The organism is Salinicola halophilus, from assembly GCF_003206155.1.
GTDB classification, from domain to species: Bacteria; Pseudomonadota; Gammaproteobacteria; order Pseudomonadales; family Halomonadaceae; genus Salinicola; species Salinicola halophilus.
Genome location: NZ_PZJV01000004.1, coordinates 1 through 13,954, shown reverse-complemented (window position 1 = coordinate 13,954; position 13,954 = coordinate 1). Strand labels below are relative to the sequence as shown.

9 protein-coding genes and 8 tRNA genes are annotated in these 13,954 nt (G+C 63.5%); 14 read left to right on the top strand and 3 right to left on the bottom strand.

Annotated elements, in window-relative coordinates; genetic code table 11:
• The first annotated feature begins 50 nt into the window (after positions 1-50).
• The 14 genes from sbcB to DOM33_RS11195 all read left to right on the top strand — a co-directional run bounded on the left by sbcB (position 51) and on the right by DOM33_RS11195 (position 13,256).
• Positions 51-1,529: an exodeoxyribonuclease I gene (gene sbcB, locus DOM33_RS11260; protein ID WP_110669047.1), complete on the top strand. Its 1,479-nt coding sequence runs from the start codon at positions 51-53 to the stop codon at positions 1,527-1,529.
• 13 nt (positions 1,530-1,542) lie between these two features.
• Positions 1,543-2,265 (top strand): alpha/beta family hydrolase, encoded by a 723-nt coding sequence (locus DOM33_RS11255; RefSeq protein ID WP_239495346.1) that lies wholly within the window; start codon positions 1,543-1,545, stop codon positions 2,263-2,265.
• 78 nt (positions 2,266-2,343) lie between these two features.
• A tRNA-Val gene (locus DOM33_RS11250) sits at positions 2,344-2,419 on the top strand.
• A gap of 72 nt (positions 2,420-2,491) precedes the next feature.
• A tRNA-Asp gene (locus DOM33_RS11245) sits at positions 2,492-2,568 on the top strand.
• Positions 2,569-2,689: 121 nt separating this feature from the next.
• Positions 2,690-2,766 (top strand) — tRNA-Asp (locus DOM33_RS11240).
• 29 nt (positions 2,767-2,795) lie between these two features.
• Positions 2,796-2,872: transfer RNA gene (locus DOM33_RS11235), tRNA-Val, on the top strand.
• 28 nt (positions 2,873-2,900) lie between these two features.
• A tRNA-Asp gene (locus tag DOM33_RS11230) sits at positions 2,901-2,977 on the top strand.
• A 326-nt stretch (positions 2,978-3,303) separates the two neighbouring features.
• Positions 3,304-5,367: an NADPH-dependent 2,4-dienoyl-CoA reductase gene (locus DOM33_RS11225; protein WP_110669085.1), complete on the top strand. Its 2,064-nt coding sequence runs from the start codon at positions 3,304-3,306 to the stop codon at positions 5,365-5,367.
• Positions 5,368-5,580: 213 nt separating this feature from the next.
• A complete protein-coding gene (locus DOM33_RS11220; RefSeq protein WP_110669045.1) occupies positions 5,581-6,624 on the top strand; it encodes a threonine aldolase family protein in 1,044 nt (347 codons plus the stop codon).
• 366 nt (positions 6,625-6,990) lie between these two features.
• Complete coding sequence (locus DOM33_RS11215) at positions 6,991-8,913, top strand: PrkA family serine protein kinase (protein WP_110669043.1); 1,923 nt, start codon at positions 6,991-6,993, stop codon at positions 8,911-8,913.
• A 64-nt stretch (positions 8,914-8,977) separates the two neighbouring features.
• A complete protein-coding gene (locus DOM33_RS11210) occupies positions 8,978-10,258 on the top strand; it encodes a YeaH/YhbH family protein (protein ID WP_110669041.1) in 1,281 nt (426 codons plus the stop codon).
• Positions 10,259-10,333: 75 nt separating this feature from the next.
• Positions 10,334-11,890 carry a SpoVR family protein gene (locus DOM33_RS11205; RefSeq protein ID WP_110669039.1) on the top strand — a complete coding sequence of 519 codons (1,557 nt, stop codon included), beginning with the start codon at positions 10,334-10,336 and terminating at the stop codon, positions 11,888-11,890.
• A gap of 230 nt (positions 11,891-12,120) precedes the next feature.
• Positions 12,121-12,396, top strand: a complete 276-nt coding sequence (locus DOM33_RS11200) for an Lrp/AsnC family transcriptional regulator (RefSeq protein WP_110669037.1) — start codon at positions 12,121-12,123, stop codon at positions 12,394-12,396.
• Between the two features lie 5 nt (positions 12,397-12,401).
• Positions 12,402-13,256: a DNA/RNA non-specific endonuclease gene (locus DOM33_RS11195; RefSeq protein ID WP_110669036.1), complete on the top strand. Its 855-nt coding sequence runs from the start codon at positions 12,402-12,404 to the stop codon at positions 13,254-13,256.
• A 174-nt stretch (positions 13,257-13,430) separates the two neighbouring features.
• Here the strand turns inward: DOM33_RS11195 and DOM33_RS11190 are convergent.
• From DOM33_RS11190 to DOM33_RS11180, 3 genes are all read right to left on the bottom strand, one after another.
• Positions 13,431-13,517, bottom strand: a tRNA-Leu gene (locus tag DOM33_RS11190).
• A gap of 53 nt (positions 13,518-13,570) precedes the next feature.
• Positions 13,571-13,657, bottom strand: a tRNA-Leu gene (locus DOM33_RS11185).
• A 79-nt stretch (positions 13,658-13,736) separates the two neighbouring features.
• A tRNA-Leu gene (locus DOM33_RS11180) sits at positions 13,737-13,823 on the bottom strand.
• Positions 13,824-13,954 lie beyond the last annotated feature (131 nt).

The following is a 13,954-nucleotide window of genomic DNA, read 5'->3' as shown; positions in this document are numbered from 1 at the left end:
TCACCCATTGGGCTGTGCTAGTCTTGCCGTTTTGTCAGGCGGAGAGCGCAATGGCCCCGAGCAAAGCGGCCCCGGCCGACGCAGAACCCACGTTTCTGTGGCACGACTACGAGACCTTCGGCGCCGATCCGCGTCGGCATCGGCCGTCGCAGTTCGCGGCCATTCGCACCGATCAAGCGTTCAACGAGATCGGTGAGCCGCTAACGCTCTACGCGCGACCCGCGGACGACGATCTACCCCACCCCCAGGCCTGCCTGATCACCGGCATTGCACCGCAAACCGCCCTGCGCCGCGGAGTGCCGGAAATGGAGTTCGCGGCCCGTATCCAGGCCGAGATGAGCGTCCCCGGCACCTGTTCCCTCGGCTACAACAGTCTGCGCTTCGACGACGAAGTCAGCCGTCATCTGTTCTATCGCAATCTGCTCGATCCCTACGCCCGCGAATGGCAGAACGGCAACTCCCGCTGGGATCTGATCGATGCGGTCCGTGCGTTCTATGCGCTGCGGCCCGACGGTATCGAGTGGCCCGAACGCGACGACGGCGCGCCGAGCTTCAAGCTCGAGCACCTCACGGCCGCCAACGGCATTGCTCATGAGGGCGCTCACGATGCGCTCGCCGACGTGCGGGCGACCATCGGCATGGCGCGGCTGCTACGCGAGCGCAATCCCAAGTTCTTCGACCACCTGCTCACGCTCAGAGACAAGAAGCGGGTGGCAGGACTGCTCGATGTCAACGCCCGCAAGCCGATGCTTCACGTTTCGCGGCGCTATCCGGCGAGCCGGGGTTGCAGTGCGCTCGTCGTGCCGCTGGCGATGCATCCGTCGAATCCCAACGGGGTCATCGTCTACGACCTCGCCGTCGATCCGACACCGCTGTTCTCGCTCTCGATCGATGAGATCCGCGCTCGGGTGTTCGCCTCCGACAGCGAGCTTTCCGAGGGCGAAACTCGAATTCCGCTCAAGGTGGTGCATCTCAATCGCAGCCCGGTACTGCTGCCGATCGCTGCGGCCGATGAGACAGTCGCTTCGCGCCTGGGGCTGGATCGCGCCCTCTGCGAGCGCCACTGGCAGGCGCTGATGCAGAACCCGGAGTCGGCGAGCAAGGCCGCCGGTGCTTTCGCCGACGCGCCGCCGGAGCCGCCGCGGGACCCGGACCTGATGCTCTATTCCGGCGGCTTCTTCTCGCCGCACGATCGCAAGGCAATGGCACGCGTTCATGCGACCGCGCCGAGCGATCTGGCCGGTACCGGCTTCGCCTTTCAGGATCCACGCCTCGAGGAGATGCTCTTTCGCCTGCGGGCGCGGAGCTACCCCGAGACGCTGTCGGCGGAAGAGAAGTCGCAGTGGGACGCCTTTCGCTGGGCACGCCTCAACGACGCGCAGAGTGGCGCTCTGACCCTCAAGGAGTTTGCGCGCGAGATCGAGCGGCTCAATCAGTCGGCGCTGGGTGACCGCGATCGTCAGGTCCTCGAAGAGCTGGTGATGTACGTCGAATCGATCATGCCCGAGCAGGCGTTCGACGCCTACTGAGCGGCGCGACGTCATGAATGCTATCGACCGTGAGGGGCTCATGCCCGAAGAGACCGCGGCACTGACGCGAGCGCTGGGCAGTGATGGCGGCGGTATCGTGGAGGCGGCCGGCGGGAGTGTACGCATCGAGGGGCCCTCACAGGGCCCCAGGCTGCTTTTGTGTCACGGCGCAGGAGCAGGGCATGACTCGGAGTTCCTCGTGGCACTGCGGGCCGCGCTGGCGGCCTGCGGTGTTCGCGTGATCGCACTCGACTTCACCTACATGGTCCAGATGCGACGCGAGCAGCGCCGGCGACCGCCGCCGAAGATCAATCGTCTGGTGGACGAACTGGCCGGGTGGCGAGAGAGATTGCACGACATCGATCCCGAAACGTCGCTCTGGCTCGGCGGCAAGTCGATGGGCGGTCGCGTGGCGAGCGAGCTTGTCGCCAAAGAGGGCGCCGACGGGGTGGTGCTGCTGGGTTATCCGTTTCACCCGCCGGCCAAGCCCGAGCGCCTGCGCCTCGATCATTGGCCGTCGATCGACTGCCCGTTACTGCTGATTCAGGGCACTCGCGATCCATTCGGAACCCGTGAAGAGGTCGAGAGCTACACGCTGCCGGCACAGCTGGAGTGCCATTTTCTCGAGGGAGGCGATCATGACTGGCGACCGCTCAAACGTCAGCCAACGACGCGGTGTGCGCTGATCGAGCGGGCGGCAGCCCTCGTCGCACGGCGACTTGGCGCAAGTGGATGATCGGCAGGGAAAATCGGCTCGCTAAAAGCTGTTGACTTTCAATCGGTCACCGGTAGAATGCAGCGCCACGTGACCAACGGGTGGTTAGCTCAGTTGGCAGAGCACCAGCCTTACAAGCTGGGGGTCACTGGTTCGAACCCAGTACCACCCACCATCACTTCCGAGAGATGGTCGTTCGAAGAGAAATTGGCTTCGAACATCGAATGGGTCACGTGATGGACAATGCGGAACGGTAGTTCAGTTGGTTAGAATGCCGGCCTGTCACGCCGGAGGTCGCGGGTTCGAGTCCCGTCCGTTCCGCCAGTTCCATCGAAGCTCGTATGAGTTTCAGCCGTTAGTAGAGGCTCGCAAGAGTTTCGCCCTGTTGGATGCGATAGTTCGTATCGTGACCTCGAGTTCAGGCTCCAGACGCGATACATGAAGTGGAACGGTAGTTCAGTTGGTTAGAATGCCGGCCTGTCACGCCGGAGGTCGCGGGTTCGAGTCCCGTCCGTTCCGCCACGCTTCGCACTAACGATTTCTTGACGTCTGGGTGGTTAGCTCAGCTGGTTAGAGCACCAGCCTCACATGCTGGGGGTCACAGGTTCGAGTCCTGTACCACCCACCATTATCGAAGATAATGGTGCACCCTATGTGGAACGGTAGTTCAGTTGGTTAGAATGCCGGCCTGTCACGCCGGAGGTCGCGGGTTCGAGTCCCGTCCGTTCCGCCATCGACGTCTAGCGCCTTGAATCAGCGCTCACTGAGTTTTCCCTCCGATTCTGTTTCTACTCCCCCCCCCGATATTCATATTTCCACGATGGGCCCGCTTCTCGAGGCCGTCGCGCCGTGACGTGGGTTTTTCGTCATCGCTGACCTGGTACTCGATACCGCTATTTCCCTGTTTTTTCGGTTAGTGCTACCGCCCACGTCGGCAAGCACATGACGCTTTGGTGCAATGGCTTGCGTCTCACGATGGCGTACACTGGTATTCATACGTGCGTTTGAATCTTGCGCGAGACAGCGCGTAGCACGCACTCGCAGCGCCAGACCGGAGCCATGAACGTGACCGCTTTCCCCAATCTCTTTCGTCCGCTTCGCCTCGGTTCGCTCACACTACGCAATCGCGTGGTGATGGGGTCGATGCATACCAATCTCGAGGAAGCACCGGACGGCTTCGCGCGCCTGGCCGCATTCTATGCCGAGCGTGCCCGACACGGCGTCGCGCTGATCGTGACCGGCGGGATCGCGCCGAACGCCGAGGGTGGCGTCTTCGCCCGCGCCGCCAAGCTGACCGATGCCGCTGAGGCCGACGCCCACCGTCCGGTGGTCGAGGCGGTCCACGCCGAAGGCGCCAAGATCTGTCTGCAGATCCTTCACGCCGGGCGCTACGCCTACGCGCCGACGCTCGTTGCGCCCTCGGCCATCGCCGCGCCGATCAACCGCTTCACCCCGCGGGAACTGACATCGACGGAAGTCGAGCAGCAGATTGCGGACTTCGTGCGCTGCGCGCGACTCGCGCAGACGGCCGGCTACGATGGGGTCGAGGTGATGGGCTCGGAAGGCTATCTGATCAACCAGTTCCTCTGTGCGCGTACCAATCGGCGCGACGATGCCTGGGGCGGCGACGCCGAGCGGCGGCGTCGCTTCGGCGTCGAGATCGTGCGCGGCATTCGTCGTGCCTGCGGTGAGGACTTCGCGATCCTGTTTCGGCTGTCGATGATCGATCTGGTCGAAGAGGGCAGCACCCAAGAGGAGATCGTCGCGCTGGCCCGTGAAATCGAAGCCGCCGGCGCCGACGCGCTCGACTGCGGCATCGGCTGGCACGAGGCGCGGGTGCCGACCATCGTCACCAGCGTGCCACGCGCGGCCTTCGTCGCGGTTTCCGCCGCGGTGCGCGATGGGATCGCGATTCCCACCATCGCCACCAATCGCATCAACATGCCGCACGTCGCCGAGCGAGTGCTTGCCGACGGCCACGCTGAGCTGGTCTCGCTGGCGCGTCCGTTTCTCGCCGATGCGGCGTGGGTCGCCAAGGCGGCCGCCGGCGACGAGGAAGCGATCAACATCTGCATCGCCTGCAACCAGGCCTGTCTCGATCAAACGTTTCAGGGCGAGATCACGTCTTGCCTGGTCAACCCGCGAGCGTGCCACGAGACAGAGCTGTCGCTGACGCCGGTCGACGCCCCCAAGCGCATTGCCGTCGTCGGCGCGGGGCCGGCGGGACTGGCCGCGGCGGTCGGGTGTGCCGAGCGCGGCCACCGGGTGACGCTGTTCGAACGAGACGCGGCGATCGGCGGTCAGTTCCAGCTCGCCTGGCGTATCCCCGGCAAGGAGGAGTTCGGCGAGACGCTTCGCTACTTCCGCCATCGACTCACCCGTCTCGGCGTCGAGCTGCGTCTGCAGACCGATGCCGACGCCCAGACGCTGGCCGGCTTCGACGACGTCGTCCTGGCCAGCGGGGTCGTTCCGCGGCGTATCGCCTTCGAAGGCAGCGAGCGGGCGGAAGTGATCGACTACCCCACGGCGATTCGCCATCCCGAGCGGGTCGGGCGTCGGGTCGCGATCGTCGGCGCCGGCGGTATCGGCTTCGATGTCGCCGAGCTGCTCGCCCACGTCGCGATCCCGCAGGAGGATGCGGCGCCGTTCGAGCCGGCGTCGGCCGACGCGACGGCGGAGGATATCGCGCAGTGGTGCGACGAATGGGGGGTGGATCTCGAAAGCCGACATTCGGGCGGGCTCAAGCCCCGGGTAGCGCCGCCCTCGGCGCGGCGGATCACGCTGCTGCAGCGAAAACACGATAAGCCCGGCGCCGGGCTCGGCGTGACCACCGGCTGGGTGCATCGCGCATCGCTGCGCGCGCGCAACGTCGAGATGCTCAAGGGGTGCGTCTACCGGAGACTCGATGACGACGGGCTGCATCTCGACGTCGAGGGCGAGCCGCGCGTACTGGCGGTTGATACGGTAGTGATCTGTGCCGGACAGGAGTCCCAGCGCGAGCGCATGGCGGATCTCGAGCGAGCGGGTGTCAGAGCTCACTGCATCGGCGGCGCCGACGTGGCGGCGGAGCTCGATGCCCGCCGCGCCATCGATCAGGGGACGCGGCTGGCGGCTCGGCTCTGAGCAGGGCGACTGGCAGGGTATTGGACAGGTGATAGACTGAGGCGATTCTCGCAGAGCGCGAGACGAGCGGCGGCGACCCCGTCACGGTTCGTCTTGCGCTCTGCGTCATTCCGGCCATGCCACCCTCGTATCGAAGGTGACGCATGGCCCGACGGGGCGGCATAGATGATCCTCGGCCGTCCCGTGACGAAGGGATCGCAAAAGGACCCGCCAATGACAATCGACTGTAGCCCTCGCTTTCTCGCGAGCGATAATACCTCCGGCATTTGCCCCGAGGCGCTCGACTATCTGATGCAGGCCAACGCCAGCGACGATCTCGCCTACGGCAACGACCGCTGGACGCATCGCGCCGCCGACCGCTTCCGCGAACTCTTCGATTACGACTGTGACGTCTTCTTCGTCTTCAACGGCACCGCCGCCAACTCACTGTCGCTGGCAGCGCTGGGGCAGAGCTATCACAGCGTGATCTGTCACGAGCTCGCGCACATCGAAACCGACGAGTGCGGCGGCCCGGAGTTCTTCTCCAACGGCTCGAAACTGCTCACGTGTACCGGTGAAGAGGGCAAGCTGACGCCCGAAGGGATCGAACGGCTGGTGGTGAAGCGTAACGATATCCACTATCCCAAGCCGCGCGTGGTCTCGATCACTCAGGCCACCGAAGTGGGTACCGTCTACTCCCGCGAGGAGCTGCTCGCCATCCGTACCATGGCGGACAAGTACGACCTGCGGGTGCATATGGATGGCGCGCGTTTCGCCAATGCCTGCAGCGCGCTCGATGCCACGCCGGCGGAGCTGACCTGGCAGGCCGGCGTCGACGTGCTCTGCTTTTCTGGGACCAAGAACGGCCTGCCCATGGGCGAGGCGATTCTGTTCTTCGACAAGGCGCTGGCGGAAGATTTCGCCTACCGCTGCAAGCAGGCAGGGCAGCTCGCCTCCAAGATGCGCTTCATCGCCGCGCCCTGGCTGGGCCTGCTGGAGTCGGGGGCGTGGCGCACCAACGCCGATCACGCCAATGCCATGGCACGCTATCTCGCCGAGGGTCTCGCCTCGCTGCCGGGGGCGGAGTTGATGTTCCCGACCCAGGCCAACAGCGTCTTCGTGAGCCTGCCGTCGGCGGTGATCGACAAGCTTCGTGCGCGGGGCTGGACGTTCTACACCTTCATCGGCGCCGGTGGGGCGCGCTTCGTCTGTTCCTGGAACACCACTACGGCGCTGCTCGACGAACTGCTCGCTGACGCGCGCGCCGCGTTCGACTGACCGATAACCGACTGCTACCCGCCGCCTCTCGGCTCGTCGGCGTATGACGTACGTCGACGAGCGTGTCTCCTGCGAGGCGGCGTGCTCGCCTCCGACCCCGACCCCCGCTTTCCCCTGCGTTTTCGATGCGTTAGCGGTTTTCGCTCGCTGCAGCGCCTTTTTTTCGCCGTAAATTTCCGTGCAACGCAATCCGATCGTGGTAGCGTGTTTCAAAGCATGGTTTTCAAGCATCGTTTTCGGCGCTGCGTCGATAGAGCCTGCGGATGAAGGCCGACCGGCGCGTCGTGCATCTGTCCAAGCTGATGATCAGCTAGCCCGGCCGGCGGGTGTGTTTCCCGTCCGTCCGAGGGTCACGCAGGAGGCTTTATGAGCATCTTCGATCAAGTGCAGAGCCGTTTCGAGCGGGTTCAACAGGAGGAGATGAGCCTTCAGGAGTATCTGGAGCTGTGTCGCCGGGAGCCCACCGTCTATGCCAACGCCGCCGAGCGAATGCTTAGCGCGATCGGCGAGCCGGAGACGATCGACACCGCCAGGGATCCGCGTCTGTCGCGTATCTTCTCCAACAAGGTCATTCGTCGCTATCCCGCCTTTGCCGAGTTCTACGGCATGGAGGAGGCCATCGAGCAGATCGTCGCCTACTTCCGCCACGCCGCTCAGGGACTCGAAGAGCGCAAACAGATCCTCTATCTCCTCGGCCCCGTCGGCGGCGGCAAGTCGTCGCTGGCCGAGCGCCTGAAGCTCTTGATGGAGCGGGTGCCGTTCTACGCCATCAAGGATTCCCCCGTCTACGAGTCGCCCCTGGGTCTCTTCTCCCCCGAAGAGGACGCCGAGCTGCTGGAGCAGGAGTACGACATCCCGCGGCGCCACCTGCGCGGGCCGATGTCGCCGTGGGCCGCCAAGCGGCTCAAGGAGTATGGCGGGGATCTGTCGCGGTTTCGGGTGGTGCGGCTGACGCCGTCGCGGCTCAATCAGATCGCGCTCTCCAAGACCGAACCCGGTGACGAGAACAACCAGGACATCTCCTCGCTGGTGGGCAAGGTCGACATTCGAAAGCTCGAGCTCTACTCCCAGGACGATCCGGATGCCTACAGTTTCTCCGGCGGGCTCTGTAAGGCGAACCAGGGGCTGATGGAGTTCGTCGAGATGTTCAAGGCGCCGATCAAGGTGCTGCATCCGCTGCTGACCGCGACCCAGGAAGGCAACTACAACCCGACGGAGGGTATGGGCGCGATCCCCTTCGACGGCATCATCCTCGCCCACTCCAACGAGTCCGAGTGGCAGGCGTTTCGCAACAATCGCAACAACGAGGCGTTCCTGGATCGCGTCTATATCGTCAAGGTGCCGTACTGCCTGCGGGTCTCCGAAGAGATCAAGATCTACCAGAAGCTGCTGGAGCACTCTTCGCTCAATCTGGCGCCCTGCGCGCCGGATACGCTGCGGATGCTGGCCCAGTTCTCGGTACTCTCGCGGCTGAAGCCACCCGAGAATTCGAGCATCTATTCCAAGATGCGCGTCTACGACGGCGAGAACCTCAAGGATACCGATCCCAAGGCGAAGTCGATCCAGGAGTATCGCGACGGCGGCGGCGTCGACGAGGGGATGGACGGGCTCTCCACGCGCTTCGCCTTCAAGATTCTCTCCAAGGTGTTCAACTTCGACGCGCACGAGATCGCGGCCAACCCGGTGCACCTGCTCTACGTGCTCGAGCAGGCCCTCGAGCGGGAGCAGCTGCCTAAGGAGACCTTCGACCGCTACCTGCGCTTCATCAAGGAGTATCTGGCGCCGCGCTACGTCGACTTCATCGGCAAGGAGATCCAGACCGCCTATCTCGAGTCCTACACCGAGTACGGCCAGAACATCTTCGATCGTTACGTCACCTATGCCGACTTCTGGATTCAGGATCAGGAGTATCGTGACCCGGAAACCGGCGAGCTTTTCGACCGCCAGGCGCTCAACGAGGATCTGGAGAAGATCGAGAAGCCGGCGGGTATCTCCAATCCCAAGGATTTCCGCCACGAGGTGGTCAACTTCGTGCTGCGAGCGCGGGCCCACAACAACGGCATGAACCCCAACTGGCAGTCCTACGAGAAGCTCAAGGGGGTGATCGAGCACAAGATGTTCGCCAACACCGAAGAGCTGTTGCCGGTGATCTCCTTCAATGCCAAGGCGTCGGCATCGGATCAGCGCAAGCACGAGGATTTCGTCGATCGCATGGTCCAGCGCGGCTATACCGAAAAGCAGGTGCGACTGCTCTCGGAATGGTATCTGCGGGTGCGCAAGTCCCAGTAGCCGCCGCGGCCGAGGTCGTCGCGCGGCCGGCACATCGCAGCCCGTTCTTCGGAGAGGTCCCGCCATGAGCTACTTCATCGATCGACGCCCCAACGCCCGCAACAAGAGCGCGGTCAATCGACAGCGATTCCTTCAGCGCTACCGTTCGCACATCAAGCGAGCCGTGGAGGAGTCGGTCAATCGACGCTCGATTACCGACATGGAGCGTGGCGAGCAGGTGTCCATTCCCACTCGGGACATCTCCGAGCCGTCGTTCCAGCACGGTCCCGGCGGGCGTCGTACCATCGTCAGCCCCGGCAACCGGGAGTTCGCCGAGGGCGACCGGATTCGCCGTCCTGGCGGTAGCGGTGGAGGGGGTAGCGGAGACGGGCAGGCGTCGAATCAGGGAGACGGCGTCGATGAGTTCGCGTTCACGCTCTCCCGCGAGGAGTTTCTCGATTTCGTCTTCGACGGCCTGGCGCTGCCGCATCTCGAACGCAAGCAGCTCAAGTCGATGGCGGAGACGCGGCCGGTGCGAGCAGGGATCTCGCGTGAGGGCGTGCCGGCGCGGATCAACATCGTACGCTCGATGCGCGAGGCCCACGCCCGACGGATCGGTATGCGTGCGCCGCTCAAACGGGCCCTGCGCGAGGCGCAGGCGGCGCTCGAAAACGAAGAGCGCAAGGATCCCGTCCTGCGCAACCCGGCAAGGGTCGAGGCGCTGAAAGCGGAGATCGAGCGGCTGGAGAAGCGCATCGTCGCCATTCCGTTTCTGGATACGTTCGACCTTCGCTACAACCATCTGAGCCATCAGCCGATGCCGTCCAATCAGGCGGTGATGTTCTGCGTCATGGACGTCTCCGGTTCCATGACCCAGGCGCACAAGGACATCGGCAAACGCTTCTTCCTGCTGCTGTACCTGTTTCTCGAACGCAACTACGAGCGGGTCGAGCTGGTCTTCGTGCGTCACCACACCGTGGCCAAGGAGGTCGACGAGGAGGAGTTCTTCTACTCCCGCGAAACCGGCGGGACGATCGTCTCCAGCGCCCTGTCACTGGTCGACGAGCTGATCGAGGCGCGCTATTCGCCGCAGCTCTGGAACCTCTACGTGGCCCAGGCAAGCGACGGTGACAACTGGGACGACGACTCCTCGACCTGCATGGCGCTGCTCGAAGAGTCGCTGATGCCGAAGCTGCAGTATTTCACCTACGTGGAGATCACGCCGCACGCCCATCAGGCGCTATGGTCCGCCTACGAGACGATTCAATCGCACCATCCGGAGCGTTTCGCCATGCAGCAGATCGTGCAGGCAGACGACATCTATCCGGTCTTTCGCAAGCTCTTTCGTCAGCGCACCAGTGCCTGAGCACTCTTCGCTTACGGGCCACGACGGCGCGTGGCAGCAGGTTTCCGGTACGCGGTACCCGCCAAGGAGAGATCGATGACGCGACGTACGCCCATCGCCACCGGTTCCGATTGGAACTTCGACGTGCTCGAGCGCTACGAGCGCGCCATTGCCGCGCTGGCCGACGAGTACCGCCTCGACACCTACCCCAACCAGATCGAGATCATCACCTCCGAACAGATGATGGACGCCTACTCGAGCGTCGGCATGCCGATCGGCTACCACCACTGGTCCTTCGGCAAGCAGTTTCTGTCGGTGGAGCAGGCCTACCGTCGCGGCCAGATGGGGCTGGCCTACGAGCTTGTGATCAATTCCGACCCCTGCATCGCCTACTTGATGGAAGAAAATTCGCTGATGATGCAGGTGCTGGTCATCGCCCATGCCTGTTACGGACACAACTCGTTTTTCAAGGGCAACTATCTCTTCAAGGCGTGGACCGATGCCTCGGCGATCGTCGACTATCTCGACTTTGCGCGGAAGTACGTCGACCAATGCGAGGAGCGTCACGGCGTGGAGGCGGTGGAACAGCTGCTCGACGCCTGCCACGCGCTGCAGAACTACGGCGTGGACCGTTACAAGCGCCCCTCGCCGATCTCCGCCGAGGCGGAGTCGCTGCGCCAGGCCGAGCGTGAAGCGTATCTGCAGACCCAGATCAACACGCTCTGGCGCACCATCCCCATGCCGACCGGCCATGCGCAGGTTCCCGCTGCGCATGACGACGATAACGACCCGCTGGGGTTGCACCGCCACGGCCGCTATCCCAGCGAGCCGCAGGAGAACCTGCTCTATTTCCTGGAGAAGAATGCCCCGCTGCTCGAGCCTTGGCAGCGCGAGATCGTACGCATCGTGCGCAAGCTGGCGCAGTACTTCTATCCGCAGCGCCAGACGCAGGTCATGAACGAAGGATGGGCGACCTTCTGGCACTACACCCTGATGAACCGAATGTACGACGACGGTCTGATCGATGAGGGGGTGATGATCGAATTTCTGCAATCGCACACGGCGGTGGTCAGCCAGCCTGGATTCGACAGCCCCTATTTCAACGGCATCAATCCCTACGCGCTGGGGTTCGCCATGTTCCGCGACATCCGCCGGATCTGCGAGACGCCGACCGATGAAGACCGCGAGTGGTTCCCCGACATCGCCGGCAGCGACTGGCTCGAGACGCTTCATTTCGCCATGCAGAACTTCAAGGACGAATCCTTCATCCAGCAGTTTCTCTCGCCGCAGGTCATTCGCGATCTCAAGCTCTTCAGCCTGGTCGACGACGATCGGGACGACAGTCTGCAGGTCGAGGCGATCCACGACGACCGCGGCTATCGCCGCGTTCGCGAGGCGCTGAGCATTCAGTACGCGCTCTCGGCCCGAGAGCCGAACATCCAGGTATGGGAGGCCGACATTCGCGGGGACCGCTCGCTCACCCTGCGCCACGTGCAGGATCGGCGGCGGCCGCTGGCTCAGACGCTATTCCCGGTGATGCGCCACCTCCATCAGCTGTGGGGCTTTCCGGTTCGGCTCGAATCGCTGGACGGCGGCGAGATCGTGCGCCGCTACGAGTGGCCGATTCCCGATCCTGCCCGCGAGTCGGCCTGACCGGGTCGCGATGGCCGGCGAAGTGCGGCGACCCGGGGTAAGGGAAGGCCAGGAGACCGGCGACGGGGAAGAGGCCGGCTACCGAGCGAGTGGTCAGCCGTTGAGTGGGCAAGAGGATGAACGGTCAACCGGGTGGGCAGGGCGGTGGGAGCCGCTTGCATGAGCGAGCTGATATACTCGCCGCGTTTTCCCTTTCATCTGCGAATGCCTCAAGCGCCGGGAGCCGATCCATGCAGAACGCCGTCATCCTGATCAACGTCGAGAAGGGCCGTATCCGCGGCGTCGCCGAGCGTCTCGCCGATCTCGAAGGCATCAGCGAGGTCTACTCGACCTGCGGGCGCTACGATCTCATTGCCATTGCGCGTACGCCGGATTTCGAGTCCCTTGCCACGCTCGTCACCGAGCGGCTGATGAGCGTCGAGGGCATCAGCGATACCGAAACCCTCAACGCCATGCAGGTGCATTCGCGCCACGATCTGGATGCCATGTTCTCCGTCGGTCTCTGAGTCGCATGGCGCGTCGACGGCGATCGGGGGTGCTGGCAACGCTGTTTCGTACTTCCAAGATCTCGGCAGCGTTCGTCGTCGTGATCAGCGGTCTGTGGTACTGGCACGAAAGCGACGTTCGCGACCAGCAGGTCTGGATGGGCGTGCCCGACTGGCAGTGGAATGATTGGCGGGGCTGGAACCGCGTATTGCGCAACGACGGCTTTCTGGTGGGATGGTCCGATCTGCGGGCAATGCCGCTGTGGGCGGCCTATCGGCTCACGCCGGTGGGAGACACCCGCAGTCAGCCCCGCCCGGACGGCTTCGAGGCGGATTGGCGCAGTCTCTGGCCGATCACCAGCGACGACTATACCGGCAGCGGCTACGACCGAGGTCATCTCGCGCCCAACTACGCGATGTCGGTGGTGCACGGTCGACAGGCCCAGCTCGACAGTTTTCTGATGACCAACATCACGCCCCAGCGGCCCAAGCTCAATCGTCAGCTCTGGCAACGTCTCGAAGAGGCGGTGATCGATGATTTCGTACCGCGCTTTGGTGTTGCCTGGGTCATGACCGGACCCGTCTTCGACGATCGGTGGCTGCATCGCATCGGGTTTTCCCAGATACCCGAGGCGTATTACAAGATCATCGTCATTCCCGGTACAACGCCGCGGGCGCTGGCGTTTCTGATGCCGCAGGATGTCAGTGGCCGCGAGCCACTCGGGCGCTTTCTCGTCACCATCGATGAGGTCGAGGCGCGAACGGGGCTGGATTTCTTTCCGCTGCTCAGTGATGAGGTCGAGCGTGCGCTCGAGAGCCAAGTGCGCGAGCAAGGATGGAACATGGCATCGGTGTCGACCCGACCGGGACGCTATCAGTAGCCTTCATTTTGAACGCCGCTGGTGACGTCCGTCGCTGGCACGACGTCACGACATGATGCAGCGTCGGCATGAACGGTCGGCCCAAGCGGCGATAGTCCAAAGCGAGGGATGAATCGAGAGCGTGTCAGGCAACGAGGGATATGGGGATACTACGAAGCGAAGGAGTCATGACGTTGGTGCCCAGAAGAGGACTTGAACCTCCACGTCCATAAGGACACTAGCACCTGAAGCTAGCGCGTCTACCAATTCCGCCATCTGGGCGTCATGAAATCTGCGGGGGTAAAGCATGAGGCTCGACGTGATCGAGACTCGAATGGTGCCCGGAAGAGGACTTGAACCTCCACGTCCATAAGGACACTAGCACCTGAAGCTAGCGCGTCTACCAATTCCGCCATCCGGGCTTGCTGCTATTTCTTGCTTGCCTTTCACCTCGAACGATCCGATGACAGCTTGCGTGGTTTCGAATCGACGATACATCGATGGTGCCCAGAAGAGGACTTGAACCTCCACGTCCATAAGGACACTAGCACCTGAAGCTAGCGCGTCTACCAATTCCGCCATCTGGGCCAAGGCGCGATGCATAATACCGATTGTGCATCCGAATGCAAGCCCATTGGTCAGCGAGGCTGCGCCGCCAACGAGCGACGACGACAGCACCGGCCACAATGATTCCAACCGATGCCCTGGCGCCCACGGTT

Coding starts and splice junctions, on each gene's coding strand:
- DOM33_RS11200 (WP_110669037.1), top strand. CDS start 12,121: ATGCAGAACGCCGTCATCCTGATCAACGTCGAGAAGGGCCGTATCCGC.
- DOM33_RS11255 (WP_239495346.1), top strand. CDS start 1,543: ATGAATGCTATCGACCGTGAGGGGCTCATGCCCGAAGAGACCGCGGCA.
- DOM33_RS11205 (WP_110669039.1), top strand. CDS start 10,334: ATGACGCGACGTACGCCCATCGCCACCGGTTCCGATTGGAACTTCGAC.
- DOM33_RS11220 (WP_110669045.1), top strand. CDS start 5,581: ATGACAATCGACTGTAGCCCTCGCTTTCTCGCGAGCGATAATACCTCC.
- DOM33_RS11195 (WP_110669036.1), top strand. CDS start 12,402: ATGGCGCGTCGACGGCGATCGGGGGTGCTGGCAACGCTGTTTCGTACT.
- DOM33_RS11225 (WP_110669085.1), top strand. CDS start 3,304: ATGAACGTGACCGCTTTCCCCAATCTCTTTCGTCCGCTTCGCCTCGGT.
- sbcB (WP_110669047.1), top strand. CDS start 51: ATGGCCCCGAGCAAAGCGGCCCCGGCCGACGCAGAACCCACGTTTCTG.
- DOM33_RS11215 (WP_110669043.1), top strand. CDS start 6,991: ATGAGCATCTTCGATCAAGTGCAGAGCCGTTTCGAGCGGGTTCAACAG.
- DOM33_RS11210 (WP_110669041.1), top strand. CDS start 8,978: ATGAGCTACTTCATCGATCGACGCCCCAACGCCCGCAACAAGAGCGCG.